Raw genomic sequence first — 24,394 nt, forward strand, 5'->3', positions numbered from 1 at the left:
GCGCAAATTGGTGAAAGACGGCAATTATACGCAGACTTCCGCACCCAACGCAAACCCTGTTGTGAAAATCGCCCGGATAACGGCAGTTTGCGGCTTTTGCGGCACTTTTTGGCGCATGCCGAGCCGGTCCCTATAATACGGCCGCAATTGTGCCCTCCGGTCACGTCAGTCACCCCGGGCGCGAACCCCGCATGGCGCCGTCGGTCAGACCGCCATCGCCGTGTTTGCCTCTCAGGCGGCGCCCAACCACGCATTCATCTTGAATCTCCTCAAAACACTCGCCACGATCAGCGGCCTGACGATGCTCTCGCGCATCACGGGGCTCATTCGCGAGACGCTGATCGCCCGCGCTTTCGGCGCCTCGGTTTACACCGACGCCTTCAACGTCGCCTTCCGTATCCCCAACCTGCTGCGCCGGTTGTCCGCCGAGGGCGCGTTCTCGCAAGCGTTCGTGCCGATCCTGGGTGAATTCAAGAACCGCCAGGGCGAAGCTGAAACACGCGCGCTGGTCGACTCCGTGGCTACGGTGATGACGTGGTTCCTGGTGATCATCTCGGCGTTGGGCGTGATTGGCGCGCCGTTGATCGTCACCGCGGTCGCCACCGGCTTCAAGGAGCACGAGAGCCAGGCGTACATCTCGGCGATCTTCATGACGCGCGTGATGTTTCCGTACATCGGGCTGGTGTCGTTGGTCGCGCTGGCGTCGGGCATTCTGAATACGTGGCGGCAGTTCGCGGTGCCGGCGTTCACGCCGGTGCTGCTGAACCTGTCGTTCATCGTGGCAGCGGTGTTTGTGGCGCCGTACCTTGATACCCCTATCTACGCACAAGCCTATGCGGTGATGGTGGGCGGCGTCCTGCAGCTGGCCATCCAGATTCCATCATTGCGCCGCGTGGGCATGCTGCCGCGCGTGTCATTCAATGTGCGACAAGCGTGGCACCACCCGGGCGTGCGGCGCGTGCTCAAGCAGATGCTGCCGGCCACGCTATCGGTGTCCGTCGCGCAGATCAGCCTGATCATCAACACCAACATTGCGTCGCGCCTGCCGACGGGCAGCGTGTCGTGGCTGAACTACGCAGACCGGCTGATGGAATTCCCGACCGCGCTGCTGGGCGTGGCGCTCGGGACGATCCTGCTGCCCAGCCTGTCGAAGGCCAGCGCGGAGAACAACCGTGAAGAGTACTCATCGCTGCTCGACTGGGGCCTGCGGCTGACCGTGCTACTGGCGGTGCCGTCTGCGGTGGGCCTGTTCGTATTTGGCGCGCCGCTCACGGCCACGCTGTTCCACTACGGCAAATTCACCGGCGTGGACGTCGAGATGACACGCCAAGCGCTGACGTCTTACGGCGTGGGACTGATCGGGCTGATCGTCATCAAGATCCTGGCGCCCGGCTTCTATGCGCGGCAGGACATTCGCACGCCGGTGAAGATTGCGCTGGTGGTGCTGGTGGCGACGCAGTTGTCCAACTATGTCTTCGTGCCGATTTTCGGGCACGCCGGGCTGGCGCTCTCGATCAGCTTTGGCGCGACCATCAATGCGGCGCTGCTGTTCTTCGGTCTGCGCCGGCGCGGTTATTACCATCCCCTGCCGGGCTGGGGGCTGTTCATCGCGCAAGTGATGTCGGCCGTATTGCTGCTGGCCGGGGCGCTGCTGTGGCTTGCCCACAATTTCGATTGGGTGGGACTGGGCGCCAAGCCGCTTGTGCGCATCGCGCTGCTCGGGGCAAGCCTGGTCCTGTGCGCGGTGGTCTATTTCGGTACACTGTGGCTCACCGGATTGAAGTTCTCCACGTTCCGAAAAAAGGCCATCTGATGACCACTAAAGTCCTCGATTATTTTTCGGCCCTGGTCGCGGACGACGACAGCATCCCCCTCACAGAAACCGCCCTGTCGATTGCGCAGGACGCGTATCCGGATCTGGACCTGCAAGCCGAGCTGGCTGCCATTGACGTGCTCGTCGCGCGGATCAAAAACCGCATCGCCGAGGGCACGCCCGCCATCCAGCGCCTGCGCCTGCTCAATCAGTTCTTCTATCGCGAGTTGGGCTTCGGCCCCAATGCAAACGATTACTACGACCCCGAGAACTCTTATCTGAATGCGGTGCTGCAGAGCCGGCGCGGCATTCCGATCTCATTGGCCGTGCTGCTGATGGAAATCGGCCAGCAGATCGGCCTGCCGCTCAAGGGCGTGTCTTTCCCCAACCACTTCCTGGTGCGCATGAGCATTCCTGCGGGCGAGGTCGTGCTTGATCCGCTGACGGGGCAGACACTGTCGAAGGAAGAGTTGCAGGACATGCTCGACCCGTACCTGGAAAAGGAAGGCATCGAAGACCCGAACACGGTGCCGCTCGGGGTGTTCCTGCAAGTGGCCACGCATCGCGAGATCATCGCGCGCATGCTGCGCAACCTGAAGGCGATCTACCTGCAGGAATCGCGCTGGCAACGCCTGCTGGCGGTGCAGCAGCGGCTGGTGATCCTGCTGCCCGATTCCATCGAGGAAGTGCGCGACCGGGGGTTGGCCTACGCCAATCTGGAGTGCTTCCGGCCCGCGCTGGAAGATCTGGAAGCCTATGTGGACGCCCGGCCCGATGCAGCCGACACGGCCAAGCTCAAGGAGCGCATGCCAACACTGCGCGCCATGAGCAAGAACCTGAACTGACGCTTACTTCTGCGCGACGGCGCCGCGACGGCGTTTGAGCAACTTCCACAGCCCGCCGAGCATTAGCGGCACAATCGCCGCGCCCAGGCCAATCAGCACGATCGTGTTCAGGTGATCGCGAATCACGGGCACATTGCCGAACGCCTCGCCCGACAGCACAAGGATCGCCACCCACAGCACCGCGCCGATCATGTTGAAGAGCTGGAACTTCGCGAACGTCATCTTCGACACGCCCGCCACAAACGGCGCGAACGTCCGCACCACCGGGATGAAGCGCGCCATCACGAGCGTCTTGCCGCCGTGGCGTTCGTAAAAGGTGTGGGTCCTGAGCAGCGCTTGGTGATCAAGGAAGCGGATGTGACCGTCGAATACCTTGGGGCCGATCCAGGAGCCGACGAAATAGTTGACCGTGTTGCCCGTCGTCGCGGCAATCACCAGCAGCACGATGAGCAGCCAGGCGTCCATCTGGCCGGTGGCGCACATGGCGCCGGCAATGAACAGCAGGGTGTCGCCCGGCAGAAAAGGCAGCACCACGAGCCCGGTTTCGGCAAACACGATGGCGAACAGCAGCACGTAGACCCACGCGCCGTATTGCTGAATCAGCAAGCCCAACGACTTGTCGACATGCAGCACGATGTCGACCAATTGCATCACGATATCCAAACCATCCCCCTGAACGAGCGGGAAATGATACCGGATGTGACTTAGATTTCCCCTAGCCGTTGGCGAGGCTTGCGTCGGTGCGCCGCACAGGGCGTGACATCTATAATGCCGCGATGACTTCCGCCTCGACTTCCCGCCGCCCCATCCGCCCGCTTCCCGACCAGTTGATCAGCCAGATCGCTGCCGGCGAGGTGGTCGAACGGCCAGCGTCCGTGGTCAAGGAACTGCTGGAAAACGCACTGGATGCCGGTGCCACGCAGCTCCAGATCAAGCTGGAGGAAGGCGGCGTGCGGCGCATTGCCATCACGGACAACGGTGGCGGCATTCCGGCTGACGAACTGCCTGTCGCGCTGATGCGGCATGCGACCAGCAAGATCGGCTCGCTGGAAGAGCTGGAATCGGTGGCCACGCTGGGGTTTCGGGGCGAGGCGCTGGCCTCGATTGCCTCGGTGGCGGAGTTGACGCTCACGTCGCGCACCGCCCATGACGCCCACGCCACGCAGATCATTGCGCAGACCGGGCGCGCGCAGCCGGCGTCCGGCGGCGTCGGCACCACCGTCGATGTGCAGCATCTGTACTTCAACACGCCGGCGCGCCGCAAATTCCTGAAGACCGAGCAGACCGAGTTGGGCCATTGCATGGAAGTGATCCGCCGCACCGCGCTGGCGCGGCCCGACGTGGCCATCTCCGTGCATCACAACGGCAAGCCGCTGGAGCATTGGAACGCCACGCAGGCGGATTCGCGCTCGGCGGCCGTGCTCGGCACCGAATTCGCCCGCGCACGCCTGCCTTTCGAGGAATCGGCCGGCGAACTGCGTCTGTTCGGCTTTGCCGGCCTGCCGACCGCCTCGCGCGGCCGGGCTGATCATCAGTTCTTCTACGTCAACGGCCGTTTCGTGCGCGATCGCCTGCTCACCCACGCCGTGCGCAGCGCCTACGAAGACGTGCTCCACGGCGACCGCTTCCCCGCCTACGTGCTGTGCCTGGAGCTGCCGCCCGAAGCGGTGGACGTGAACGTGCATCCGTCCAAGATCGAGGTGCGCTTCCGCGACAGCCGCGCGGTGCACCAGTTCGTCTATCACGCGGTGCAACGCGCACTGTCCCGCCACGCCGGCGAACAGGGCGACAGCCTGCGCACCGACATCGCCGAAGCGCCTGAGGGTGCTGGGGTCGCGACGGCACCCTCGCCGGCCGACAACACCACGCGCTGGATCAACCAAATGGCCGCGCGGCAGACGTCGCTCGGCATTGCGCAACCGCGTGCAGAATATCTGTCCATGATGCGCGGCGATAGCGCGCCCATGCCGCCGACCCGCCCTGCCTGGATGGCCGATGTGCCGAGCGCCGCGACATTGTTCGATGGCGGCGCCGCAACCGCGCAATCGCCTGCCGCCGTTGCAGAGCCGGCCGCAGCTCAACAGGCTGATGAGGACGATGCCCACCCGCTCGGCTTTGCCGTCGCCCAGTTGCACGGCATCTACGTGCTGGCGCAGAACACGCGCGGCATGGTGCTCGTCGACATGCACGCCGCGCACGAGCGCATCCTGTACGAGCAACTCAAGACCGCGCTCGAAACCAAGCGCGTCGAGGTGCAACCGCTCCTCATTCCGGTCACGTTTGCCGCGAACCCGGTGGAGATCGGCACCGCAGAGGAATTCCGCGACACGCTCACGCTGCTCGGCTTTGACATCTCCGCCGTGTCGCCGACCACGCTGGCGGTGCGATCGGTGCCGACGCTGCTGCAGAAGGCCGATGCGCAAGCGCTCGCCCGCGACGTGCTGCGCGATCTGCACGCCTACGGCGGCTCGCGCGTGCTGGCCGAACGCCAGAATGAACTGCTTGCCACGCTGGCGTGCCACTCCGCCGTGCGCGCCAACCGCCGCCTGAACCTGGACGAGATGAACGCACTGCTGCGCCAGATGGAAGCGACAGAACGCGCCGACCAATGCAACCACGGTCGCCCGACGTGGATCCAGCTCACCGTGGCTGACCTGGATCGTCTCTTCCTGCGTGGCCAGTAATTCCGATGATTGCGTCTGCTGCAAGCGCCCCGCGCGCGATTTGCCTGCTCGGGCCGACGGCGTCCGGCAAGACCGCCGCCGCATTGAAGCTGGCCGAGCGCTGGCCGGTCGAGATCATCAGCATGGATTCCGCGCTGGTGTATCGCGGCATGGACATCGGCACCGCCAAGCCCAGCGCCGAAGAACAAGCCATCGCGCCGCATCACCTGATCGACATCATTGATCCGCTCGATGCCTACTCCGCCGCGCAGTTTGCCAATGATGCGAACGCGCTGATCGATGCCATCCGCGCACGCGGCAAGCTGCCGCTGATCGTCGGCGGCACGATGCTGTATTACAAGGCGCTCACGCAAGGGCTCTCCGATTTGCCCGGCGCCGACCCTGCCATCCGCGCGGAGATCGATGCCGAAGCGGCACGCGATGGCTGGCCCGCGCTACACGCGAAACTCGCACTGGTCGACCCGGTGACGGCCGCGCGATTGCACACAACCGACGCGCAGCGCATCCAGCGCGCGCTGGAGCTGTATCGTCTGACCGGTCAGCCGATGTCCGCCCTGCTCGCACGCGAGGTCGGCGCGAATGCGTTCCAGCAGCACGATGCGGCTGCGCCGTATCTGACGATCGCGCTGGAACCGTCCGACCGCCTCGTGCTGCACGCGCGCATCGCACAGCGCTTCGATGCGATGCTCGCCGGCGGCCTGCTCGACGAAGTGGAGGGCTTGCGCCGCCGCGGCGATCTTTCGCCCACGCTGCCGTCCATCCGTTGCGTCGGTTACCGCCAGGCATGGGCTTACCTGGAAGGCGAAATCGACATGGCTGCCCTGCGCGAACAAGGCATCGCCGCAACCCGCCAGCTCTGCAAGCGCCAGATCACCTGGCTGCGCAGCACGCCGGAGCGGCACGTGGTCGATTGCCTCGCGCCCGATTACGTCGACCAGGTCGCGCGCCTGGTCCAAACCTCACTGGAATCGCAATCCCAATGACCGCCGCCACCACTGCGACTCGCTTCACGCTGCGCCCCGCCACCCCCGATGACTGCACCTCGCTCGTTCGCCTGATCTCTGCGCTGGCCGAATACGAAAAGCTCACGCACCTGGTGCAGACCACGCCCGAAGCGCTGGCGACGATGTTGTTCGGGCCGCGCCCGTACTGTGAGGCGGTGCTGGCAGAAGTCGACGGCCGGGCCGTGGGCTTTGCGCTGTTCTTCCACAACTTCTCGACCTTCCTGTGCAAGCCGGGCCTGTATCTGGAAGACCTGTTCGTGGAGCCCGAATACCGCGGCCTGGGCATCGGCAAGGCACTCCTGATCCACCTGGCGCGCCTGGCGCAGGAGCGGGACTGCGGCCGCTTCGAATGGAGCGTGCTCGACTGGAACGCGCCGTCCATCGCCTTCTACGAAGCCATGGGCGCCGATGTGCTGCCGGAGTGGCGCATCTGCCGCGCCACCGGTGATGCACTCACCAAGCTGGCCGCCACCGCCATGCCCGCCAGCCTGGCCGCACACGCCTGAATTCGACCGCAAGCTCCGGAGTGCCACGCGCACTCCCGTGAGCGTACGCTTGGCGTATCGAATCTCCGAAAGGAGCGCATATGCCGCTTTCCACGGCCGCCGCGCATGTCAGCGCGGGGCACCGTCCCGATCTAGAAGGCGTCGACTGGCGCGCCGTTGAAGACGCGCTCAACGATGTCGGCAGCGCCGTATTGCCGAGCCTGCTGGACAACGATGCCTGCGACGCCCTGACCGCGCTGTACCCGCAGGACCGCCTATACCGCTCGCGCGTGGTGATGGAGCGCCATGGCTTCGGGCGCGGCGAATACCAGTATTTCGCGTATCCGCTGCCAGATCTGATTGCACAGCTGCGCACGTCGCTTTATCCGCCGCTGGCGACCATCGCCAATCGCTGGAACGAAGCTATGGATATCGACGTGCGCTATCCAGCCAAACACGCCGATTTCCTGCGCCGCTGCCACGAAGCCGGCCAGTTGCGCCCGACGCCGCTGCTCCTGCGATACGGCCCCGGTGACTACAACTGCCTGCATCAGGATCTCTATGGCGAGCACGTCTTCCCGCTGCAGGTGGCCATCCTGCTGTCGGAACCCGGCGTCGATTTCACCGGCGGCGAATTCGTCATGACGGAGCAGCGCCCGCGGATGCAGTCGCGGCCCGAAGTGGTGCCGCTGCGCAAAGGCGATGCAGTGGTCTTTGCGGTGCACCATCGGCCCGTACAAGGCACGCGCGGTACGTATCGCGTGAACATGCGCCACGGTGTGAGCCGCCTGCGCTCGGGTCAGCGGCATACTGCAGGCATCATCTTCCACGACGCTCTGTAGCCTGCTCACCATGACCACCGGCGATCTGTTTGGCGACCACCCACCCGCTGACGACACACGCATTGCGCTCGGCGAAGCGGCGTTTGTGCTGCGCGGCTTTGCGCTGTCGGAAGCGCCGGCCCTGATCGCGGCGGTGGATGCCATCGCGCAGCAGGCCGCGTTTCGGCACATGGTCACGCCGGGCGGCTTTGAGATGTCAGTCGCGCTCACCAACAGCGGCGCGCTGGGCTGGACATCAGACCGCCGCGGCTACCGCTATGCCACGCACGACCCGCTCACGGAAGCCGCGTGGCCGCCGCTGCCCGATGTGTTCCTGCGTTTAGCGCACAGCGCGGCCGCCGAAGCAGGCTTCCACGGCTTCACGCCAGACGCCTGCCTCATCAACCGCTATGTGCCGGGCGCGCGCATGTCGCTGCATCAGGACAAAGACGAGCAGGACTACGGCGCGCCGATCGTCTCAGTGTCACTCGGAATGCCGGCGGTCTTTCTGTTTGGCGGACATCGCCGCGCCGACAGACCGCAACGCATTCCCCTGTTTCACGGTGATGTCGTCGTCTGGGGTGGCCCGGATCGCCTGCGCTATCACGGGATTGCACCGCTCAAGGACCACCCGCACGCAATGCTGGGCAGCCAGCGCATCAACCTCACGTTCCGCAAGGCCGGCTGACCGGCAAATCAGCGCATGACTATCGCCGCAGATCTGTCCGAAAGCGCCTACCGGCAAGCCGCAACCTTCCTGGCCACGCTGGACGAAGACTGGGCACGCCATATTTCCGCCACCGGCCCCTGCCGCCACACCGCCAAGCCAGCGCGCGAACCTTATGAAGCACTGATCCGCGCGATCGCCTATCAGCAACTGCACGCCAAAGCCGGTGACGCCATCCTCGGACGTTTCCTTGCGCTGTATCCGGCAGCCGCTTTTCCCGCACCGCAACAGGTGCTCGCCACAGAGGAGGCGACGCTGCGCGCCTGCGGTTTCTCTGCGATCAAACTGGCGACCATTCGCGGCATTGCACAAGCCGCGCTCGACGGCATCGTGCCTACGCGTGAGCAAGCGCTCGCCATGCCGGATGAAGCCCTCATCGAGCGGCTGGTGACACTGCGCGGGGTTGGCCGGTGGACGGTCGAAATGCTGCTGATCTACACGCTGGAGCGCTCGGACATCTTGCCCGCAGACGACTTCGGCGTGCGCGATGGCTACCGACGTTTGAAGCGGCTCGATGCCACGCCCACACGCAAGCAGATGGAGACGATTAGTCTTGCGTGGAGCCCGTATCGAACCGTCGCGGCCTGGTACTTATGGCGCGTGCCCGTCAATGTTTCAGGCTCGTGAATCCGGCAAATCTTGCGCTAGATCACGCCACGACGACATATTGCTTGCGCGATATATGTCACGCCGGGATCATGCAAAAACCTTGAATTCCCGTGCGACGTTCACTTTACTGGAAAACGTTCGCGCCATTAGCGCCGCCCTCATTGGTCGAGTCATCGTGGAACAGCCCCAAAACGTCGACGCGCGACGTAAATCCGAAGAGCTGCGGAGCTTTCTGTTTCTGACGGCCGTCATGGTGCCGGTTCTTTCCGTCATTATCGTGGCCGGCTATGGCTTTATCGTCTGGGCAACCCAATTGCTGAGCGGTCCGCCAACGCATTGAAATACGCCCCCGGGGGTCCGAGGGCGAGTCGGGTTGTATGTTCGCGCAGCACTGATTAGAAAAAGGCGTTCATCGCCAAAACAGGGTCATGCGAAACACAAGAAAAATAGATATCCCCGTTCGGCCGGCGCCGCTCGATGACGACGAGTGGCATATCGCCGGCGTTCTGGTCCAGACGCGGCCAACCCATATTGCACGGGTGAGCGAATCCATCGAAAGCATCGCCGGCAGCGAAATCCATGCAGCCAGCGATAACGGCAAGCTCGTAGTCACGCTTGAGGCGCCCAGTTCGCGCGCCATCGCAGCTCACCTGACGTTCATTCAGCAGATCGACGGTGTGCTGAACACCGCCCTGATCTACCAGCACAACGAAATGGCCGACGCCATGAATGAGGAAATGGACGATGAAAGTCTCTCGCCGCGCGTTCATTAAGCAGACCGCTGCCGCCGCGACCGCTTCGGTGGCCGGCGTCACGCTTCCTGCTGGCGCCGCCAACCTCGTCACCGACAAAGAGCTGACGCAGCTCAAGTGGTCGAAGGCGCCTTGCCGATTCTGCGGCACGGGCTGCGGCGTTGAAGTGGCCGTCAAAGACAATCGCGTGGTGGCCACGCAGGGCGACCCGAAGGCCGAGGTCAATCGGGGCCTGAACTGCGTCAAGGGCTACTTCCTCTCAAAGATCATGTACGGCAAGGACCGGCTGACCCAGCCGCTGCTGCGCATGAAGAACGGCAAGTACGACAAGAACGGCGAGTTCACGCCCGTCACCTGGGACCGCGCGTTCGACGAGATGGCGATGCAGTTCAAGCGCGTCATCAAGGAAAAGGGCCCGACCGCTGTCGGCATGTTCGGCTCGGGTCAATGGACCGTTTTTGAGGGTTACGCCGCCGTCAAGCTAATGAAGGCGGGATTCCGCTCGAACAACCTCGACCCCAACGCGCGCCACTGCATGGCCTCTGCCGTGGCCGGCTTCATGCGAACGTTCGGCATGGACGAGCCGATGGGCTGCTACGACGATTTCGAAGTCGCTGACGCGTTCGTGCTGTGGGGCTCGAACATGGCGGAGATGCACCCCATCCTCTGGTCGCGCGTGACGGACCGGCGCCTCTCCGCGCCCAAGACGAAGGTCGCGGTGCTGTCGACGTTTACGCACCGCTCGTTCGATCTGGCCGATATCCCGATCGTCTTCACACCGCAGGCCGATCTCGCGATGCTCAACTACATCGCGAACTACATCATCACCAACAAGAAGGTCAACACGGACTTCGTCAACAAGCACACCGTCTTCAAGCAGGGCGTGACCGACATCGGCTACGGCCTGCGGCCCGACAACCCCGTGCAGAAGGCCGCCAAGAACGCCGACAAGGTGGGTGACTCCAAGCCGATCTCATTCGACGAGTTTGCGAAGTTCGTCTCGACGTACGACCTGGACTACACCACCAAGCTGGCGAACCCGGACAAGAGCAAGGAGAAGGAGTTCAAGCAGCAGCTCCAGAAGCTTGCCGAGCTGTACGCCGATCCGAAGATCAAGGTCGTGTCGTTCTGGACCATGGGTTTCAACCAGCACACCCGCGGCACCTGGGCGAACAACATGATCTACAACCTGCACCTGCTGACAGGGAAGATCGCCACACCGGGCAACAGCCCTTTCTCCCTGACGGGCCAGCCTTCGGCATGCGGCACCGCGCGCGAGGTGGGCACGTTCTCGCACCGCTTGCCGGCCGACATGGTGGTGACCAACCCGAAGCACCGTGAAGAAGCCGAGCACATCTGGAAGCTGCCGGCTGGCACGATCCCTGAAAAGCCCGGCTATCACGCGGTGCTGCAAAACCGCATGCTGAAGGACGGCAAGCTCAACGCCTACTGGGTGCAGGTCAACAACAACATGCAGGCCGGCGCCAACATCAACGAGGAAGGCTACCCGGGCTACCGCAATCCGGCGAATTTCATCGTTGTTTCGGACGTGTACCCGACCGTCACCGCACTGGCCGCCGACTTGATCCTCCCGAGCGCGATGTGGGTTGAGAAGGAAGGCGCCTACGGCAACGCCGAGCGCCGCACGCAGTTCTGGCATCAACTCGTTGATGCGCCGGGTGAGGCGCGATCCGACCTGTGGCAGCTGGTGGAGTTCTCCAAGCGTTTCAAGGTGGAAGAAGTCTGGCCCGAAGACCTCATCGCCAAAAAGCCGGAGCTGCGCGGCAAGACCCTCTACGACGTGCTCTACCGCAACGGCAATGTCGACAGGTTCCCGCTCAAGGACGTCGACCCGGAATACAACAATGCCGAAGCCAAGGCGTTCGGCTTCTACCTGCAGAAGGGCCTGTTCGAGGAGTACGCAAGCTTCGGGCGCGGCCACGGCCATGACCTGGCACCGTTCGACGATTATCACAAGGCGCGCGGATTGCGCTGGCCTGTGGTCAACGGAAAAGAGACGCGCTGGCGCTACAAGGAAGGCAGCGATCCGTACGTCAAGGCCGGCACCGGCTACCAGTTCTACGGCAACCCGGATGGCAAGGCGGTGATCTTCGCCCTGCCCTATGAGGCACCGCCGGAAGTGCCAGACAAGGAATACCCGTTCTGGTTGTCGACCGGCCGCGTGCTGGAGCACTGGCACTCGGGCTCGATGACGCGCCGGGTGCCCGAACTGTATCGCGCATTCCCGAATGCGGTCTGCTTCATGCACCCGGAAGATGCAAACGCGCTTGGGCTGCGGCGTGGTGTCGAGGTCGAAGTGATCTCGCGGCGCGGCAAGATGCGCACCCGCATTGAAACGCGCGGCCGCAACCAGCCGCCGAAGGGCCTGGTGTTCGTGCCGTGGTTCGATGCAAGCCAGCTCATCAACAAGGTCACACTGGATGCAACCTGCCCGATCTCGCTGCAGACGGATTTCAAGAAGTGCGCCGTCAAGATCGTGAAGGTCTGACGAGCACAGGCAGACGACACACGCGCAACAGGAAAACGTCATGAAGCTCAGCCGACTCTTGGGACTGCCAGCCGCCATCTGTGCGCTGCTCCTGGCGACCCTTGCCAACTTGCCCGCGCAAGCCCAAGGCGTGGTCGACGCCATGCGCGGCCCCACGCCGATTGCCGCCGAATCGACACCGCCGATCCTGTATCCGACCGAGAACAAGGACGTGCGCCGCGAGCGCAACTACACCGGGCAGCCGCCGACGATTCCGCACAAGATCGACGGCACCTACATGTATCAGATCAACAAGGACCACAACGGTTGTCTGTCCTGCCACGCGCGTACGAAGGCCGAAGAGATGCGCGCGATCGCGATCAGCCCCACGCACTACGTTGACCGCGATGGCCATCAACTGGCCGACGTTTCGCCGCGCCGCTTCTTCTGCACGCAATGCCACGTGCCGCAGGCCGACGCCAAGCCGCTTGTCACCAATACGTTTGTCGATGTCGATCAACTGCTCAAACGCAAGCCTGATGGCAAGAGCGTTGGCAAGAACTGAGGCGGTGCAGTCATGTTCGACCTGATCAAGCGCTACTGGCGCACCATCAACCGGCCCAGCGCGTATTTCAGCCTGGGCTTTCTAACGTTGGGCGGCTTTGTTGCCGGCGTGGTGTTCTGGGGCGCGTTCAACACCGCGATGGAAGTGACCAATACCGAAGCGTTCTGCACGGGTTGCCACGAAATGCACGACAACGTGTATCAGGAGCTGCAGAGCACGATCCACTACACCAACCGCAGCGGCGTACGTGCAATCTGCTCCAACTGCCACGTTCCGCACGCCTGGACGAACAAGATTGCTCGGAAGATGCAGGCCTCCAAGGAAGTGTGGGGCAAGATTTTCGGCACCATCGACACGCGCGAGAAATTCGAGGCCCACCGACTCGAGCTGGCCCAGCATGAATGGGATCGGCTGAAGGCCAACGATTCATTGGAATGCCGCAACTGCCACAACTACGAATCGATGGACTTCACGCGGCAAAGCCCACGCGCCTCTGCCATGCATTCCCAATACCTGGGCAGCAAGGAGAAGACCTGTATCGACTGCCACAAGGGCATTGCGCACCATCTGCCCGACATGTCGAAGATGAAGGCCGAGTGAGGCACGTGATCGTGCGGCATGCGCTAGCCCCCATTCGACTCCGACACCTGCCGTGCTTGTTGCCAGCCAATTGACGTTTTCGCGCGCCGGCCGCCGGATCTTCCGCGAGTTGGACCTCTCGGTGTCGGCGGCCGAGCTGGTACAGGTAACGGGGGCGAACGGCAGCGGGAAGACCACGCTGCTGCGCGTGCTCTGCGGCTTGCTCGCACCGGCAAGCGGCTCACTGACATGGCACGGCGTACCCGTGCGCAGCGGCGATCCCGCCTTGCTCAATGCGCTCTGCTATGTGGGGCACACCAACGGCATCGACCCTGATCTGACTGTGACAGAGAGCCTGCGTCTGGCCAAGCAGTTGGCCGGGTTGCGCGATTCGGCATCCGAGCCGTTTGGCATCGGGCCCGCACTGGAAGCGCTCGAACTCGGCAAGCTTGCCGCCACGCCCGTGCGCAAGCTCTCGCAAGGCCAACGCCGGCGAGTCGCACTGGCGCGCTTGGTGCTCGCCCGGCGCGAGCTGTGGCTGCTCGATGAGCCAATCGCCTCGCTTGACGACCATGCACTCGGGCTCTTCACCGCACAACTGGATGCACACTTGCGTGCAGGCGGCATGGCCATCATGGCCACGCACCAGTTGCTGTCGCGCCCGCACGGGGCAAATCGCGTACTTCGGCTTGGGGGAACTGCATGAAACCCATGCTGATGGCCATCCTGCGGCACGATCTGGCGCTGTCATGGCGGCGACGCGGCAACCTGGTCGGCGGCGTGGTGTTCTACGTCATTGCGGCGAGCCTGTTTCCGCTGGCCATCGGCCCCGACCCGCAGCAGCTGCGCATGCTCGCCCCGGGCATCCTGTGGGTAGCGGCGCTGCTGGCGTCGATGCTCTCGCTCTCCCGGTTGTTTGCACAGGAACACGCCGATGGCAGCCTCGATCAACTGCTGTTGTCGCCGCACCCGCTTGCGCTGATCGTACTGACGAAGATCGCAGCGCACTGGCTCGCGAGTGGCCTGCCATTGCTGCTGCTGACGCCCATCCTGGCGCAGCAGTACAGTCTGCCGCTGCATGCAACGCTCCTGCTGACAGCCACGCTGCTGATCGGTACGCCGGCCATTGCGCTGATCGGTGCCGTTGGCGCGGCGCTCACACTGGGCGTGCGTAACGGAGCAGCGCTGCTGTGCATCCTTGTGCTGCCGTTGTGTGTGCCCGTGCTTGTGTTTGGTGCAGGCGCCGGATCAGCTGCCGACGCAGGGCTTGATGTCATGCCGCATTTGTCGCTGCTGGGCGCTTGCCTGGCGCTGTCGTTGTTTGTGTGCCCGCTGGCCACTGCGGCCGGGCTGCGGATTGCCGTGGAATGACCCGATGACGAACCGATCAGGACTCCACACCCCTCCCATTGCCGCCCCGCGCGAACCTGCCTCCCGGCGCTGGAACTGGCTCGCGTATGCGTCGCCCGTGCGGTTTGATCCACTCGCGCGCAAGCTGGTGCCGTGGTTTGGCGCGGCGGCACTCATGTTCCTTGTCGCGGGCCTCTACGTCGGCTTTGTGGTGGCGCCCACCGATGCGCAGCAGGGCGAGGTCTACCGCATCATCTTCCTGCACGTGCCGGCTGCGTGGATGTCGATGTTCATCTATCTGGTGATGGCCGGCTATTGCGCGCTGGCGCTGGTGCTGCACACACGGCTTTCGTCGATGATGGCCTCGGCGCTGGCACCCACCGGCGCGCTGTTCACTGCCATTGCGCTGTGGACAGGCGCGCTGTGGGGCAAGCCAACGTGGGGCACGTGGTGGGTATGGGATGCGCGCCTGACGTCGGAGTTGCTTCTGCTCTTTCTGTACCTTGGCTTCATCGCACTGGAGAGCGCCATTGAGGACCCCCGCCGTGCCGAGCGCGCCTGCGCCGTGCTTGGCGTGGTTGGCGTGGTCAACATCCCCGTGATCTATTTCTCGGTGCAGTGGTGGAACACGCTGCACCAAGGCGCATCCATCAGCCTGACGGCAGCTCCGTCGATGGCGATGACGATGTTGCTCGGGATGTTGCTGATGACGCTCGCGTGCTGGATGTACAGCATCTGCGTGGCGCTGATTCGCGTGCGCTGCATCATGCGCGAACGCGCCGACGACGACCTCAACCCAAGCACACCGGCATGAGCCAGCTCTCCGTCAATCACGTCGACTATATTGCGGGCGCGTTTGCCGTGGCCGCCATCTGCATCGCAGCCGAGTTGCTGCTGCTCGCCCGCCGCTGGCGCGCAACCAATCGCGCCAGTCATCCCCATCCTGACGGCGGCGACCAATGACACGCAGACAACGCCGCCTCGGCATCCTGCTCGCCGCGCTGGTGTGCGCGGGTGCGGCTACCGCGCTTACGCTGAATGCATTCCGCTCCAATCTGGTGTTTTTCTTCAGCCCCACCCAGATCGCCGCCAAGGAAGCGCCTGTGGCACAGGTCTTCCGGCTGGGCGGGCTCGTCGAGCGCGGCTCGATCCAGCGCGAACGTGACGGCATGACCATCCGCTTTATTGTCACCGACACAGCGCGCGGCGTGCCGGTCGTCTACCACGGCTTGCTGCCGGACCTGTTCCGCGAAGGCAAGGGCGTCGTGGCACGCGGCCGGCTCGGTGAGGACGGCGTCTTCGTCGCCAACGAGGTGCTCGCCAAGCACGACGAAAACTACATGCCGCCCGAAGCTGCTGATGCCCTACGCCGCGCTGTGCAAGTCAACGAACAGATGGCGAAGGAATCTGCCCGGAGCGCGTCACGATGATTGCCGAGCTAGGCCATTTCGCGTTGATCCTGGCGTTGCTGACTGCTGCCATGCAATCCGTGCTGCCGCTGGTTGGCGCAGCGCGCGACGACGAGCGTTGGATGGCCGTGGCGCGACCCGCTGCGCGCATGCAATGTGCATTGGTTCTCGTGGCGTATGGCGCGCTGACATGGGCCTTCGTCAGCAACGACTTCAGCGTGCTCTATGTCGCCGCCAACTCGAACAGCGCGCTGCCGCTGCCCTATCGCGTGGCCGCCGTGTGGGGCGGACACGAGGGATCGATGTTGCTTTGGACGGCGATGCTGGCGTTGTGGTCGCTGGCCGTGTCGTTGTTCAGCCGTCAACTGCCGTTGCCCGTGGTGGCGCGCGTGCTGGGCGTGATGGGCGCCATCAGCACGGGGCTGCTGCTTTTCTTGCTGTTCGCATCCAACCCATTCCTGCGCCTGTTGCCGCCTGCCCTGGAAGGGCGCGACCTCAACCCGCTGCTGCAAGACCCGGGCATGGTGTCGCATCCACCCATGCTCTACATGGGTTACGTGGGCTTTGCCGTGGCGTTCTCGTTTGCGATGGCCGCGCTGCTGTCGGGCCGGCTCGATGCCACCTGGGCGCGCTGGTCGCGGCCGTGGACGACCGCCGCCTGGGCATGCCTGACGACCGGCATCATGCTCGGCAGCGCATGGGCGTACTACGAACTCGGCTGGGGCGGCTGGTGGTTCTGGGACCCGGTCGAAAACGCGTCTTTCATGCCGTGGCTGGCAGGCACGGCACTGATCCACTCGTTGGCGGTGACGGAAAAGCGCGGCGTGTTCCGCGCATGGACGGCGCTGCTGGCCATCTTCACGTTCTCGCTCAGTCTGCTCGGCACGTTCCTCGTCCGCTCGGGCGTGCTGACGTCGGTGCACGCCTTTGCGGTCGACCCGAAGCGCGGTCTCTTCATCCTCGCGTTGCTGGGCATCGTAACGGGCGGCGCCCTCGGTCTGTTTGCGTGGCGCGCAAAGCGGTTGTCCAGCAGCGCCTCGGAAGGCGCGACGTTCCCGCTGTTCGCGCGTGAATCGTTCCTGCTGGCCAACAACGTGCTGCTGGCGGTGGCGGCCGCCACGGTATTGCTTGGCACGCTGTATCCGCTTTTGCTGGATGTGCTGCGGCTGGGCAAGATCTCGGTCGGGCAAGCGTATTTCGAACAGGTCTTTGTGCCGCTGATGTCTCCTGCGGTGCTGCTGATGGGTGCCGCGCCACTGGCACGCTGGCGTCACGGTGCGCTGCCGTCGATGGCGGTGCGGCTGCGATGGGCAGCAGTGGCGAGTGTTGCCGTCGGGCTCGGACTGGCGGTGTTGTATCGGACGTCCGCGCTGGCGGGCCTGGGGCTGACGCTCGCCGCATGGTGTCTTGTGAGCGCGCTGGCCAGTCTGGCCGAAAAGCTTCGCCAGCCCGGCAATCGATTGACGACGCTGCGGCAATTGCCGCCGAGCTACTTTGGCATGCTCGTGGCGCACGCGGGGGTCGGCGTGTTCATTGCGGGTGTCACGCTGGTGCTCAGCCAGGAGACGCTACGCGAGCTGCCGGTGCGCGTGGGCGGCAAGGTGGAGGTGGGCGGCTACATGTTCCACCTCGCCAGCGTTGCGCCTGCGCAGGGCCCCAACTACGACGTCTTGCGCGGCCATGTCGACGTCAGCCGCAACGGCAAACCCGTGGCCACGCTGCTACCCGAGCGGCGCCTGTACCACAGCCAGGAAAATCCCACGACCGAAGTCGCCATCGACAGCGGCATCACGCGCGATCTCTATGTCGCGCTTGGTGAATCACTCGGACAAGACAACTGGGCCATGCGCATCTACATCAAGCCCTTTGTCGGCTGGATCTGGGCAGGCTGTGTGCTGATGGTGCTGGGCGGGCTGCTGGCCGTGTGCGACCGCCGCTACCGGCTGCGCCGCCGCTCCACGTCATCGCGCGCCGCGCCCGACACTGCACGGGGCGGCCCGTCATTAGCGATGCCAGCGACCGAGGAGCTACGGTGAAGCTGCGCTACGTGCTGCCGCTGGCAGCGTTCCTTGTTCTGGTGATTGCGCTGGCGGCGGGGCTGTCGCGCGATCCGCGCGAACTGCCCTCGCCGCTGGTCGGCAAGCCCGCACCGGCGTTCAGGCTAACGGCGCTGGAATCGACTGCCGGCCCCCTCACGCCGCAAGACCTGCGCGGCAAGGTCTGGATGCTCAACGTCTGGGCATCGTGGTGCACCGCCTGCCGCGCAGAGCACGCCGTGCTGAACGCGTTCGCAAAGCAATCAGCCGTGCCGATCTACGGCCTGAACTACAAGGACGACGCCGACGCGGCACGCGCGTGGCTCAAACAAATGGGCGACCCGTATGTCACGTCCCTCATCGACGCAGACGGCAAGGTCGGCATCGACTACGGCGTCTACGGCGTGCCGGAAACCTTCGTCATCGACCGCGCTGGCGTAGTGCGCTATCGGCAGGTCGGCCCCGTGACGGCCGAGTCCATGGAACGCAGGATCGCGCCGCTTCTGCAGCAACTGGAGCAGGAAGGTGGTCATGCATAAACGACTGGCTGCGCTCCTTCTCGCGGGCGTCGCTGCGTTCGTGCTGCAGACGCCCGCCTGTGCCGCAGCGTCGGACACCGATCTCGACACCCGCGTCCATGCGCTGTCGGAGCAGCTGCGCTGCCTCGTCTGCCAGAACCAGACCCTCGCCGATTCCAACGCCGACCTGGCCGTCGACCTGCGCCGCCAGATTCGCGAAAAACTGCGTGCCGGCGCCACCGAGGCCGACGTGAAGGACTATCTCGTGCAGCGCTATGGCGATTTCGTCCTGTACCGTCCGCCTGTCAAACCGCTGACGTATCTGCTGTGGTTCGGCCCGGTGCTGTTGCTGATGTCGGTGGTGTTCGGCATCGTGTCGTCCCGCAAACAGCAGAAGGCCCCCCCTGCCGAGATGGACGCTGACGCGCAAGCGCGCCTCGCCGCCCTGCTTGCGGCGTCGCCACCGGAAGACCCCCGTCCATGACCGTGATGACCTTGTTCTGGCTGCTCGCGGCCGTCCTCACGGCTGTCACCATGGTGGTTCTACTGACGCCATTGCTGCGACGCGCGCGCAACGATGTGGGCGATACGCACATCCAAATCCCCACCGTGCGCAGCCAGATGGTGCGCTGGTACCAAGACCAACTGCGCGAACTGGATACCGACCTGCGCACCGGCGCTATGGATGCCGCAGGCCACGCGCACGCACGCGCAGAGCTTGGCCGGCGGCTGCTGGACGACACAGCCGGCACCGCCAGCACCCCGCAGGCGCGGCCCGACCGCCGCCCCGTTCTGTTCGCCGCAGTGCTGCTGGCCGCGTTGCCCACCTTCGCCGTGCTGCTGTACCAGCACCTGGGAAAGCCCTCTGCTCTGTGGATGCCCGGCGACATGATGACCGCCGCCCGCAGCGACCACACCGGTGGAGATGCGCAGATCGAATCGATGGTCAACGGCTTGGCGAAACGGCTGCGCGACACGCCTGACGACGCACCCGGCTGGGCGCTGCTTGCGCGGTCCTACAGCACGATGGAGCGGCCCGCCGATGCTGTCGCCGCCTATGCCAAAGCGGTCGCCCTTGCCCCCGACGTCGCCAGCCTGCGCGCCGATTACGCCGACGCACTCGCCACCGCGCAGGGCGGCGCCCTGGCTGGTGCGCCCATCGAGCAGGTGCGCCTTGCCCTGAAGGCCGACCCGGACGAGCCCAAAGCGCTGGCCCTGGCCGCTTCCGCCGCCGTCGAACGTGGTGACGTGAGCGATGCCATCGCCCACTGGGAGCGCCTGTACCAGTTGCTGCCGCCCGAATCTGCCGGTGCCAAGCAGATCGCCACCAACCTGGCTGCCGCGCGCGCCGATCAGCAAAAAGCACCCCGCGTCAAGTGACGCGTGCGCTGCTTCGAATTTGACCGCAAGACCCGGAGTGTCCCGCCAGGGGGCCACACCTACAGTACAGTCATCCCAGTCCATTGGATGACGTCATGCAAACCTCCGCCCGCCCCGTACCGGACACCACCCTCGTCGAACACGACCCGCGCTGGGCTCGCGTGCTGGCGCGCGATGCCTCTGCCGACGGGCAATTCGTCTATGCGGTGAAGACCACCGGCGTGTATTGCCAGCCGAGCAGCCCGTCGCGCCTGCCGCGCCCCGAAAATGTCGAGTTCTTCGAAACGCCTGCCGACGCAGAAGCCGCCGGTTACCGCCCGAGCCGCCGTGCTGGCCCGGATCAGACCACCGTCCGGGCGCAGCAAACCGCGCTCGTCGCGCAAGCGTGCCGGCGCATTGAAGCAGCCGACACGCCGCCCACGCTCGACGCGCTGGCGCAAGACGCCAGCCTGAGCCCGTATCACTTCCATCGTCTGTTCAAAAGCGTCACCGGCCTCACGCCCAAGGCCTATGCCGATGCGCATCGCGCCCGCAAGCTGCGCGCGCAACTGGAACGCGGCAGCAGCGTCACCGAAGCCATCTACGACGCCGGATTCAACGCCAGCAGCCGCTTCTACGAGGCGTCGGACAACGTGCTCGGCATGACGGCCAGCCGCTACCGCGCAGGCGGCGCACAGACGACGATCCGCTTTGCCGTGGGCGAATGCTCGCTCGGCTCGATCTTGGTGGCGCAGAGCGATCGCGGCATCTGCGCGATCCTGATGGGCGACGACCCCGACGCGCTCGTGCGCGATCTGCAGGACACCTTCCCGAAGGCCGAACTCATCGGCGGCGATGCGAGCTTCGAAAATCTGGTGGCGAAAGTGGTGGGTTTTGTCGAAGCGCCGTCCATCGGCCTGGACCTACCGCTGGACGTGCGCGGCACCGCGTTTCAGGAGCGCGTGTGGCAGGCGCTGCGCGAAGTGCCGCCGGGCAGCACCACCAGCTACACCGAGATTGCCGCGCGCATCGGTGCCCCCAGGGCGGTGCGCGCGGTGGCGCAGGCCTGCGCGGCCAACCACATTGCGGTGGCCATCCCATGTCATCGCGTGATCCGCCGAGACGGCAACGCCTCGGGGTATCGCTGGGGCGTGGAGCGCAAGCTGGCGCTGCTGGAGCGCGAGGCGCAATCCGCTGCATGAAACCCCGTGAGAACGTGGACGCTCACCGGCGCCAACGGCCAGCCCTATGAGAGCGCCGCGCCCGGCACGCTGGGCGGGCATCGGCGCGCGCGCATCTACGGCCGGCTCGATTGCGCAGCAGCACGCCGGGCCATCGAGCGCGGCGGTTACGTGCGCCACCGCGTGTTCTTCCTCAACGAAGCCGACGCGCGTGCCGCTGGCTACCGGCCCTGAGCGCTGTGCATGCCCCAGGCGTATGCGGCATGGAAACGATCGGTCAGTTCCGGGTAAAGTCGTGGGCTGAACATCGCCGACACGCTCCGCACATCATGACCAAACCCCTGCTGCTTGCCGTGCTCACCGCTCTGGCGCTGGTGGGCTGTGGCCGCTCCGACGACGCGCACACGACTGTCTCGCCCGCTCCGGCCTCCACGCCTGCGGCCCCCGCCCCCGGCGCATCCAACGCGGCCAATGCGCCGCCCGCCAGCGCGCCCGCCGTCAGCGAAGCCGAACAGACCAAGGCCGTCGATCTGGCCCGCGCCGCCATCGAAAAGTACAAGCTGACCACCCTGCCGCAGGAGTGCCTGTCGTTCATGGTGGACCGCGCCGATGACACGCACAACAGCGTCGAAGTGCGGGAAAACCACACCCCCGCGTGCGGCGGCGACCCGAACACCGCACCGCGCGTGGTCACGTTGCTCATCGACAAGAACACCGGCGCGCTGCAGAAGGACGACCCCGCCAGCGGCGAATACGTCCCGCTGAAATAAGCGCCCGCAAGACAACGCGCATAAAAAAACCGCCGAACACATCGGCGGTTTTTTTGTTGAGGCGAACTTCGCGTCAGACCACGATCGTCTGCGCTTCGCCGGCTTGGCGTGCGCGGATTTCGCCAATCTGGTAGACCGTCTCGCCCGCGTCCTTCAGGTGCGCGATCGCGGCCGGTGCATCGGCTGCCGACACGATCACCACCATGCCGATGCCGCAATTGAACACGCGATGCATTTCGTCATCGGCCACGTTGCCGGCCTTCTGCAGCCACTGGAACAGCGGCGGCAGCGTCCAGGCGCTCTTGTGCAGCACGGCGGTCAGGTTGTCTTGCAGCACGCGCGGCACGTTTTCGGTCAAACCACCGCCGGTGATGTGCGCCATGCCCTTGACGGTCAGCTTCTCCATCAATGCCAGCAGCGGCTTCACGTAGATGCGCGTCGGCGCCATGATGGCGTCCTGCAGGCGCTGGCCGTGGAAATCGGCGTTCAAGTCCGGGCGCGATACTTCGATGATCTTGCGCACCAGCGAGTAGCCGTTCGAATGCGCACCCGACGAAGCCAGGCCCAGCACCACGTCGCCCTCGGCAATGGTCGTGCCGTCGATGATCTTGCGCTTTTCGACGGCGCCGACGGCAAAGCCGGCCAGGTCGTATTCGCCGTCCGGGTACATGCTCGGCATTTCAGCGGTTTCGCCGCCGATCAGCGCGCAGCCGGCCAACTCGCAACCCTGGGCGATGCCCTTGACCACGGTGGCAGCGGTGTCGACGTCGAGCTTGCCGCAGGCGAAGTAATCCAGGAAGAACAGCGGCTCGGCGCCCTGCACCAGGATGTCGTTCACGCTCATGGCGACCAGATCCTGGCCAACCGTGTCGTGGCGATTCAACGCAAAGGCCAGCTTGAGCTTGGTGCCCACGCCGTCGGTACCGGACACCAGCACCGGCTCCTGATACTTCTTGGACAGCTCGAACAGCGCGCCGAAGCCGCCGATGCCGCCCAGCACGCCTTCGCGCATGGTGCGCTTGGCAAACGGCTTGATGCGGTCGACAAGGGCGTCACCCGCCTCGATGTCGACGCCCGCGTCGCGGTAAGACAGGCCGGTCGATGCGGATGGGGTATCGGAAGCGCTCATACAGTCGTCTGAATTGAAAAAACCGGGAAAGAAAGCGAGACGGCAGCGGGAAGTCACAAAAATCGGACCCGCCGGTCCAGTAAAATCGCGATTTTACCGGATGCGGCCGTCCCGATGGCCGCTTTTCCGACTCCTCCACCCCGCCATCGGAACCGTCGCCCCCATGAACGCCCCCGTGCTGTCACAGGAAACCAAGCGCACGCTCGCCTGGATCGCCGTGGCGCTTGTCTTCCTGGCCCTGCTCAAGGCGCTGGCGCCGACGCTCACGCCCTTCGTCTTCGCGTTCATCCTGTCGTACATCCTGCACCCGGGCGTGGAATGGCTGCAGCGCCATCGCGTACCGCGCGTGCTGGGCGTGTTTTTGATGATCCTGGTGCTGTCGGTGGTCGGCGTGGCGCTGATGCTGCTGATCCTGGCGGTGCTGCAGCGGGAGATTCCGGCCATCCACGAGCAATTGCCCGGCATGCTCGCCAAGCTCAACGCGTTTCTGTCGCCAAGGCTGGCCGAGATGGGCCTGCATGTCAGCTTTGATTTTCCCGGCCTGCGGGCGCTGCTCACGGAACAGCTCGCCGCCAGCCCGGACGACGTGGTCGCCCGAGTGCTGACCTATCTGCGCGTGTCGGGCTCGGCGGCCATCCAGGTGCTGGGCATCTTCTTCCTGGTGCCCATCGTGATGTTCTACCTGCTGATGGACTGGAACATGCTCATGCGCCGGCTCGAAACCGCCGTGCCGCGCCGCTGGCTGCGCAAAACGCGCGAACTGGCCGCCGAAACCGATGGCCTGCTTTCCCAATACCTGCGCGGGCAGATCATCGTGATGCTGGTGCTGGCGGTGTACTACTCGGCGGGGCTGGCGCTGGCGGGTTTTGACGTGGCGCTGCCGGTGGGCATTTTTACGGGGCTGGCCGTGTTCATCCCGTATATCGGCTTTGGCGTGGGGCTTACGCTGGCCATCCTGGCCGCACTGTTGCAGTTCGGCAACCTCTATGGCCTGCTGGCGGTGGCCGTGGTGTACGGCATCGGCCAGTTCCTGGAAGGCTTCTACCTGACGCCCCGCCTGGTGGGCGAACGCATCGGCCTGCATCCGCTGGCGGTCATCCTCGCCTTGCTGGCTTTTGGCCAATTGTTCGGTTTTTTCGGTATCCTCCTCGCCCTACCGATGAGTGCTGTGCTGCTGGTCGGTCTGCGGCAGATCCGACAGCTTTACCTGGGCAGCCGGCTCTACCAGGATTGAAAGCCACCAAAGGCAACTGAAAAGTACGGCGACTCC

Annotated in this window: 28 protein-coding genes; 26 read left to right on the forward strand and 2 right to left on the reverse strand. The window is 64.8% G+C overall.

Annotated elements, in window-relative coordinates; genetic code table 11:
• Positions 1-259: 259 nt before the first annotated feature.
• Together murJ and BEK68_RS10915 are read left to right on the forward strand one after the other, a co-directional pair.
• Positions 260-1,813, forward strand: a complete 1,554-nt coding sequence (gene murJ, locus BEK68_RS10910; RefSeq protein WP_027693064.1) for a murein biosynthesis integral membrane protein MurJ — start codon at positions 260-262, stop codon at positions 1,811-1,813.
• A complete protein-coding gene (locus BEK68_RS10915) occupies positions 1,813-2,658 on the forward strand; it encodes a SirB1 family protein (protein WP_004631750.1) in 846 nt (281 codons plus the stop codon). Before murJ ends, BEK68_RS10915 begins: the two co-directional genes overlap by 1 nt.
• A gap of 3 nt (positions 2,659-2,661) precedes the next feature.
• On the opposite strand, the gene BEK68_RS10920 is transcribed toward BEK68_RS10915, so the two are convergent.
• Positions 2,662-3,309, reverse strand: coding sequence for a VTT domain-containing protein (locus BEK68_RS10920; protein WP_012436321.1), 648 nt, complete (start codon positions 3,307-3,309; stop codon positions 2,662-2,664).
• A gap of 125 nt (positions 3,310-3,434) precedes the next feature.
• On the opposite strand from BEK68_RS10920, the gene mutL reads away from it, so the two are divergent.
• From mutL to BEK68_RS11030, 23 genes are all read left to right on the forward strand, one after another.
• Positions 3,435-5,342 (forward strand): DNA mismatch repair endonuclease MutL, encoded by a 1,908-nt coding sequence (gene mutL / locus BEK68_RS10925; protein WP_024542265.1) that lies wholly within the window; start codon positions 3,435-3,437, stop codon positions 5,340-5,342.
• Positions 5,343-5,347: 5 nt separating this feature from the next.
• Positions 5,348-6,325, forward strand: a complete 978-nt coding sequence (gene miaA / locus BEK68_RS10930; RefSeq protein WP_012436323.1) for a tRNA (adenosine(37)-N6)-dimethylallyltransferase MiaA — start codon at positions 5,348-5,350, stop codon at positions 6,323-6,325.
• On the forward strand, positions 6,322-6,852 hold the full coding sequence (locus tag BEK68_RS10935) for a GNAT family N-acetyltransferase (RefSeq protein WP_012436324.1): 531 nt from the start codon (positions 6,322-6,324) through the stop codon (positions 6,850-6,852). The genes miaA and BEK68_RS10935 overlap by 4 nt, the downstream gene beginning before the upstream one ends.
• An 80-nt stretch (positions 6,853-6,932) precedes the next feature.
• A complete protein-coding gene (locus tag BEK68_RS10940; RefSeq protein WP_012436325.1) occupies positions 6,933-7,673 on the forward strand; it encodes a 2OG-Fe(II) oxygenase in 741 nt (246 codons plus the stop codon).
• A gap of 10 nt (positions 7,674-7,683) precedes the next feature.
• Entirely contained in the window at positions 7,684-8,340 is a 657-nt protein-coding gene (gene alkB / locus BEK68_RS10945) for a DNA oxidative demethylase AlkB (protein ID WP_012436326.1), read from the forward strand.
• A 15-nt stretch (positions 8,341-8,355) separates the two neighbouring features.
• Positions 8,356-9,006: a DNA-3-methyladenine glycosylase family protein gene (locus BEK68_RS10950; RefSeq protein ID WP_012436327.1), complete on the forward strand. Its 651-nt coding sequence runs from the start codon at positions 8,356-8,358 to the stop codon at positions 9,004-9,006.
• A 55-nt stretch (positions 9,007-9,061) separates the two neighbouring features.
• Positions 9,062-9,328 (forward strand): periplasmic nitrate reductase, NapE protein, encoded by a 267-nt coding sequence (gene napE / locus BEK68_RS26570; protein WP_004631737.1) that lies wholly within the window; start codon positions 9,062-9,064, stop codon positions 9,326-9,328.
• A gap of 88 nt (positions 9,329-9,416) precedes the next feature.
• A complete protein-coding gene (locus tag BEK68_RS10960) occupies positions 9,417-9,761 on the forward strand; it encodes a chaperone NapD (RefSeq protein WP_004631736.1) in 345 nt (114 codons plus the stop codon).
• Positions 9,733-12,249 (forward strand): periplasmic nitrate reductase subunit alpha, encoded by a 2,517-nt coding sequence (gene napA, locus BEK68_RS10965; protein WP_012436328.1) that lies wholly within the window; start codon positions 9,733-9,735, stop codon positions 12,247-12,249. The genes BEK68_RS10960 and napA overlap by 29 nt, the downstream gene beginning before the upstream one ends.
• A gap of 40 nt (positions 12,250-12,289) precedes the next feature.
• Positions 12,290-12,793: a nitrate reductase cytochrome c-type subunit gene (locus BEK68_RS10970; protein ID WP_012436329.1), complete on the forward strand. Its 504-nt coding sequence runs from the start codon at positions 12,290-12,292 to the stop codon at positions 12,791-12,793.
• Between the two features lie 12 nt (positions 12,794-12,805).
• The gene (locus tag BEK68_RS10975) at positions 12,806-13,393 is read left to right on the forward strand and encodes a cytochrome c3 family protein (protein WP_004631728.1); all 588 of its coding nucleotides are present in this window, start codon (positions 12,806-12,808) and stop codon (positions 13,391-13,393) included.
• Between the two features lie 52 nt (positions 13,394-13,445).
• Positions 13,446-14,078, forward strand: a complete 633-nt coding sequence (gene ccmA / locus BEK68_RS10980) for a cytochrome c biogenesis heme-transporting ATPase CcmA (RefSeq protein ID WP_012436330.1) — start codon at positions 13,446-13,448, stop codon at positions 14,076-14,078.
• Positions 14,075-14,743 (forward strand): heme exporter protein CcmB, encoded by a 669-nt coding sequence (gene ccmB, locus BEK68_RS10985; RefSeq protein ID WP_012436331.1) that lies wholly within the window; start codon positions 14,075-14,077, stop codon positions 14,741-14,743. The genes ccmA and ccmB overlap by 4 nt, the downstream gene beginning before the upstream one ends.
• A 4-nt stretch (positions 14,744-14,747) precedes the next feature.
• Positions 14,748-15,536, forward strand: a complete 789-nt coding sequence (ccmC, locus tag BEK68_RS10990; RefSeq protein WP_012436332.1) for a heme ABC transporter permease CcmC — start codon at positions 14,748-14,750, stop codon at positions 15,534-15,536.
• Positions 15,533-15,685 carry a hypothetical protein gene (locus BEK68_RS25750; protein WP_004631720.1) on the forward strand — a complete coding sequence of 51 codons (153 nt, stop codon included), beginning with the start codon at positions 15,533-15,535 and terminating at the stop codon, positions 15,683-15,685. The genes ccmC and BEK68_RS25750 overlap by 4 nt, the downstream gene beginning before the upstream one ends.
• Positions 15,682-16,152 carry a cytochrome c maturation protein CcmE gene (ccmE, locus tag BEK68_RS10995; RefSeq protein ID WP_012436333.1) on the forward strand — a complete coding sequence of 157 codons (471 nt, stop codon included), beginning with the start codon at positions 15,682-15,684 and terminating at the stop codon, positions 16,150-16,152. The genes BEK68_RS25750 and ccmE overlap by 4 nt, the downstream gene beginning before the upstream one ends.
• Positions 16,149-18,167 (forward strand): heme lyase CcmF/NrfE family subunit, encoded by a 2,019-nt coding sequence (locus tag BEK68_RS11000; RefSeq protein WP_012436334.1) that lies wholly within the window; start codon positions 16,149-16,151, stop codon positions 18,165-18,167. Before ccmE ends, BEK68_RS11000 begins: the two co-directional genes overlap by 4 nt.
• Positions 18,164-18,706, forward strand: a complete 543-nt coding sequence (locus BEK68_RS11005) for a DsbE family thiol:disulfide interchange protein (protein WP_012436335.1) — start codon at positions 18,164-18,166, stop codon at positions 18,704-18,706. The genes BEK68_RS11000 and BEK68_RS11005 overlap by 4 nt, the downstream gene beginning before the upstream one ends.
• A complete protein-coding gene (locus BEK68_RS11010; protein WP_004631714.1) occupies positions 18,699-19,169 on the forward strand; it encodes a cytochrome c-type biogenesis protein in 471 nt (156 codons plus the stop codon). Before BEK68_RS11005 ends, BEK68_RS11010 begins: the two co-directional genes overlap by 8 nt.
• The gene (ccmI, locus tag BEK68_RS11015) at positions 19,166-20,065 is read left to right on the forward strand and encodes a c-type cytochrome biogenesis protein CcmI (protein ID WP_004631713.1); all 900 of its coding nucleotides are present in this window, start codon (positions 19,166-19,168) and stop codon (positions 20,063-20,065) included. The genes BEK68_RS11010 and ccmI overlap by 4 nt, the downstream gene beginning before the upstream one ends.
• 95 nt (positions 20,066-20,160) lie before the next feature.
• The gene (ada, locus tag BEK68_RS11020; protein WP_012436336.1) at positions 20,161-21,246 is read left to right on the forward strand and encodes a bifunctional DNA-binding transcriptional regulator/O6-methylguanine-DNA methyltransferase Ada; all 1,086 of its coding nucleotides are present in this window, start codon (positions 20,161-20,163) and stop codon (positions 21,244-21,246) included.
• 6 nt (positions 21,247-21,252) lie between these two features.
• Positions 21,253-21,459 carry a hypothetical protein gene (locus BEK68_RS11025; protein WP_049768039.1) on the forward strand — a complete coding sequence of 69 codons (207 nt, stop codon included), beginning with the start codon at positions 21,253-21,255 and terminating at the stop codon, positions 21,457-21,459.
• Between the two features lie 95 nt (positions 21,460-21,554).
• Complete coding sequence (locus tag BEK68_RS11030) at positions 21,555-21,995, forward strand: hypothetical protein (RefSeq protein WP_024542263.1); 441 nt, start codon at positions 21,555-21,557, stop codon at positions 21,993-21,995.
• Positions 21,996-22,068: 73 nt separating this feature from the next.
• Here BEK68_RS11030 and purM read toward each other — a convergent pair whose 3' ends face one another.
• Positions 22,069-23,124, reverse strand: coding sequence for a phosphoribosylformylglycinamidine cyclo-ligase (gene purM, locus BEK68_RS11035; protein WP_004631708.1), 1,056 nt, complete (start codon positions 23,122-23,124; stop codon positions 22,069-22,071).
• Between the two features lie 163 nt (positions 23,125-23,287).
• On the opposite strand from purM, the gene BEK68_RS11040 reads away from it, so the two are divergent.
• Positions 23,288-24,358, forward strand: a complete 1,071-nt coding sequence (locus BEK68_RS11040) for an AI-2E family transporter (protein ID WP_012436338.1) — start codon at positions 23,288-23,290, stop codon at positions 24,356-24,358.
• Positions 24,359-24,394: the final 36 nt, after the last annotated feature.

The sequence above is a fragment of the Ralstonia pickettii genome, from assembly GCF_001699815.1.
In the GTDB taxonomy this organism is placed as follows: domain Bacteria; phylum Pseudomonadota; class Gammaproteobacteria; order Burkholderiales; family Burkholderiaceae; genus Ralstonia; species Ralstonia thomasii.

Bases quoted from the DNA above. Each gene is read 5' to 3' on its own strand.
- BEK68_RS25750 (WP_004631720.1), top strand. From the start codon at position 15,533: ATGAGCCAGCTCTCCGTCAATCACGTCGACTATATTGCGGGCGCGTTT.
- BEK68_RS10915 (WP_004631750.1), top strand. From the start codon at position 1,813: ATGACCACTAAAGTCCTCGATTATTTTTCGGCCCTGGTCGCGGACGAC.
- BEK68_RS10940 (WP_012436325.1), top strand. From the start codon at position 6,933: ATGCCGCTTTCCACGGCCGCCGCGCATGTCAGCGCGGGGCACCGTCCC.
- ccmE (WP_012436333.1), top strand. From the start codon at position 15,682: ATGACACGCAGACAACGCCGCCTCGGCATCCTGCTCGCCGCGCTGGTG.
- BEK68_RS10975 (WP_004631728.1), top strand. From the start codon at position 12,806: ATGTTCGACCTGATCAAGCGCTACTGGCGCACCATCAACCGGCCCAGC.
- BEK68_RS10920 (WP_012436321.1), bottom strand. From the start codon at position 3,309: ATGCAATTGGTCGACATCGTGCTGCATGTCGACAAGTCGTTGGGCTTG.
- BEK68_RS10935 (WP_012436324.1), top strand. From the start codon at position 6,322: ATGACCGCCGCCACCACTGCGACTCGCTTCACGCTGCGCCCCGCCACC.
- BEK68_RS11000 (WP_012436334.1), top strand. From the start codon at position 16,149: ATGATTGCCGAGCTAGGCCATTTCGCGTTGATCCTGGCGTTGCTGACT.
- ccmB (WP_012436331.1), top strand. From the start codon at position 14,075: ATGAAACCCATGCTGATGGCCATCCTGCGGCACGATCTGGCGCTGTCA.
- napE (WP_004631737.1), top strand. From the start codon at position 9,062: ATGTCACGCCGGGATCATGCAAAAACCTTGAATTCCCGTGCGACGTTC.
- ccmC (WP_012436332.1), top strand. From the start codon at position 14,748: ATGACGAACCGATCAGGACTCCACACCCCTCCCATTGCCGCCCCGCGC.
- ccmI (WP_004631713.1), top strand. From the start codon at position 19,166: ATGACCGTGATGACCTTGTTCTGGCTGCTCGCGGCCGTCCTCACGGCT.
- BEK68_RS10950 (WP_012436327.1), top strand. From the start codon at position 8,356: ATGACTATCGCCGCAGATCTGTCCGAAAGCGCCTACCGGCAAGCCGCA.
- alkB (WP_012436326.1), top strand. From the start codon at position 7,684: ATGACCACCGGCGATCTGTTTGGCGACCACCCACCCGCTGACGACACA.
- BEK68_RS11010 (WP_004631714.1), top strand. From the start codon at position 18,699: ATGCATAAACGACTGGCTGCGCTCCTTCTCGCGGGCGTCGCTGCGTTC.
- mutL (WP_024542265.1), top strand. From the start codon at position 3,435: ATGACTTCCGCCTCGACTTCCCGCCGCCCCATCCGCCCGCTTCCCGAC.
- BEK68_RS10960 (WP_004631736.1), top strand. From the start codon at position 9,417: ATGCGAAACACAAGAAAAATAGATATCCCCGTTCGGCCGGCGCCGCTC.
- napA (WP_012436328.1), top strand. From the start codon at position 9,733: ATGAAAGTCTCTCGCCGCGCGTTCATTAAGCAGACCGCTGCCGCCGCG.
- BEK68_RS10970 (WP_012436329.1), top strand. From the start codon at position 12,290: ATGAAGCTCAGCCGACTCTTGGGACTGCCAGCCGCCATCTGTGCGCTG.
- miaA (WP_012436323.1), top strand. From the start codon at position 5,348: ATGATTGCGTCTGCTGCAAGCGCCCCGCGCGCGATTTGCCTGCTCGGG.
- purM (WP_004631708.1), bottom strand. From the start codon at position 23,124: ATGAGCGCTTCCGATACCCCATCCGCATCGACCGGCCTGTCTTACCGC.
- BEK68_RS11030 (WP_024542263.1), top strand. From the start codon at position 21,555: ATGACCAAACCCCTGCTGCTTGCCGTGCTCACCGCTCTGGCGCTGGTG.
- ada (WP_012436336.1), top strand. From the start codon at position 20,161: ATGCAAACCTCCGCCCGCCCCGTACCGGACACCACCCTCGTCGAACAC.
- BEK68_RS11040 (WP_012436338.1), top strand. From the start codon at position 23,288: ATGAACGCCCCCGTGCTGTCACAGGAAACCAAGCGCACGCTCGCCTGG.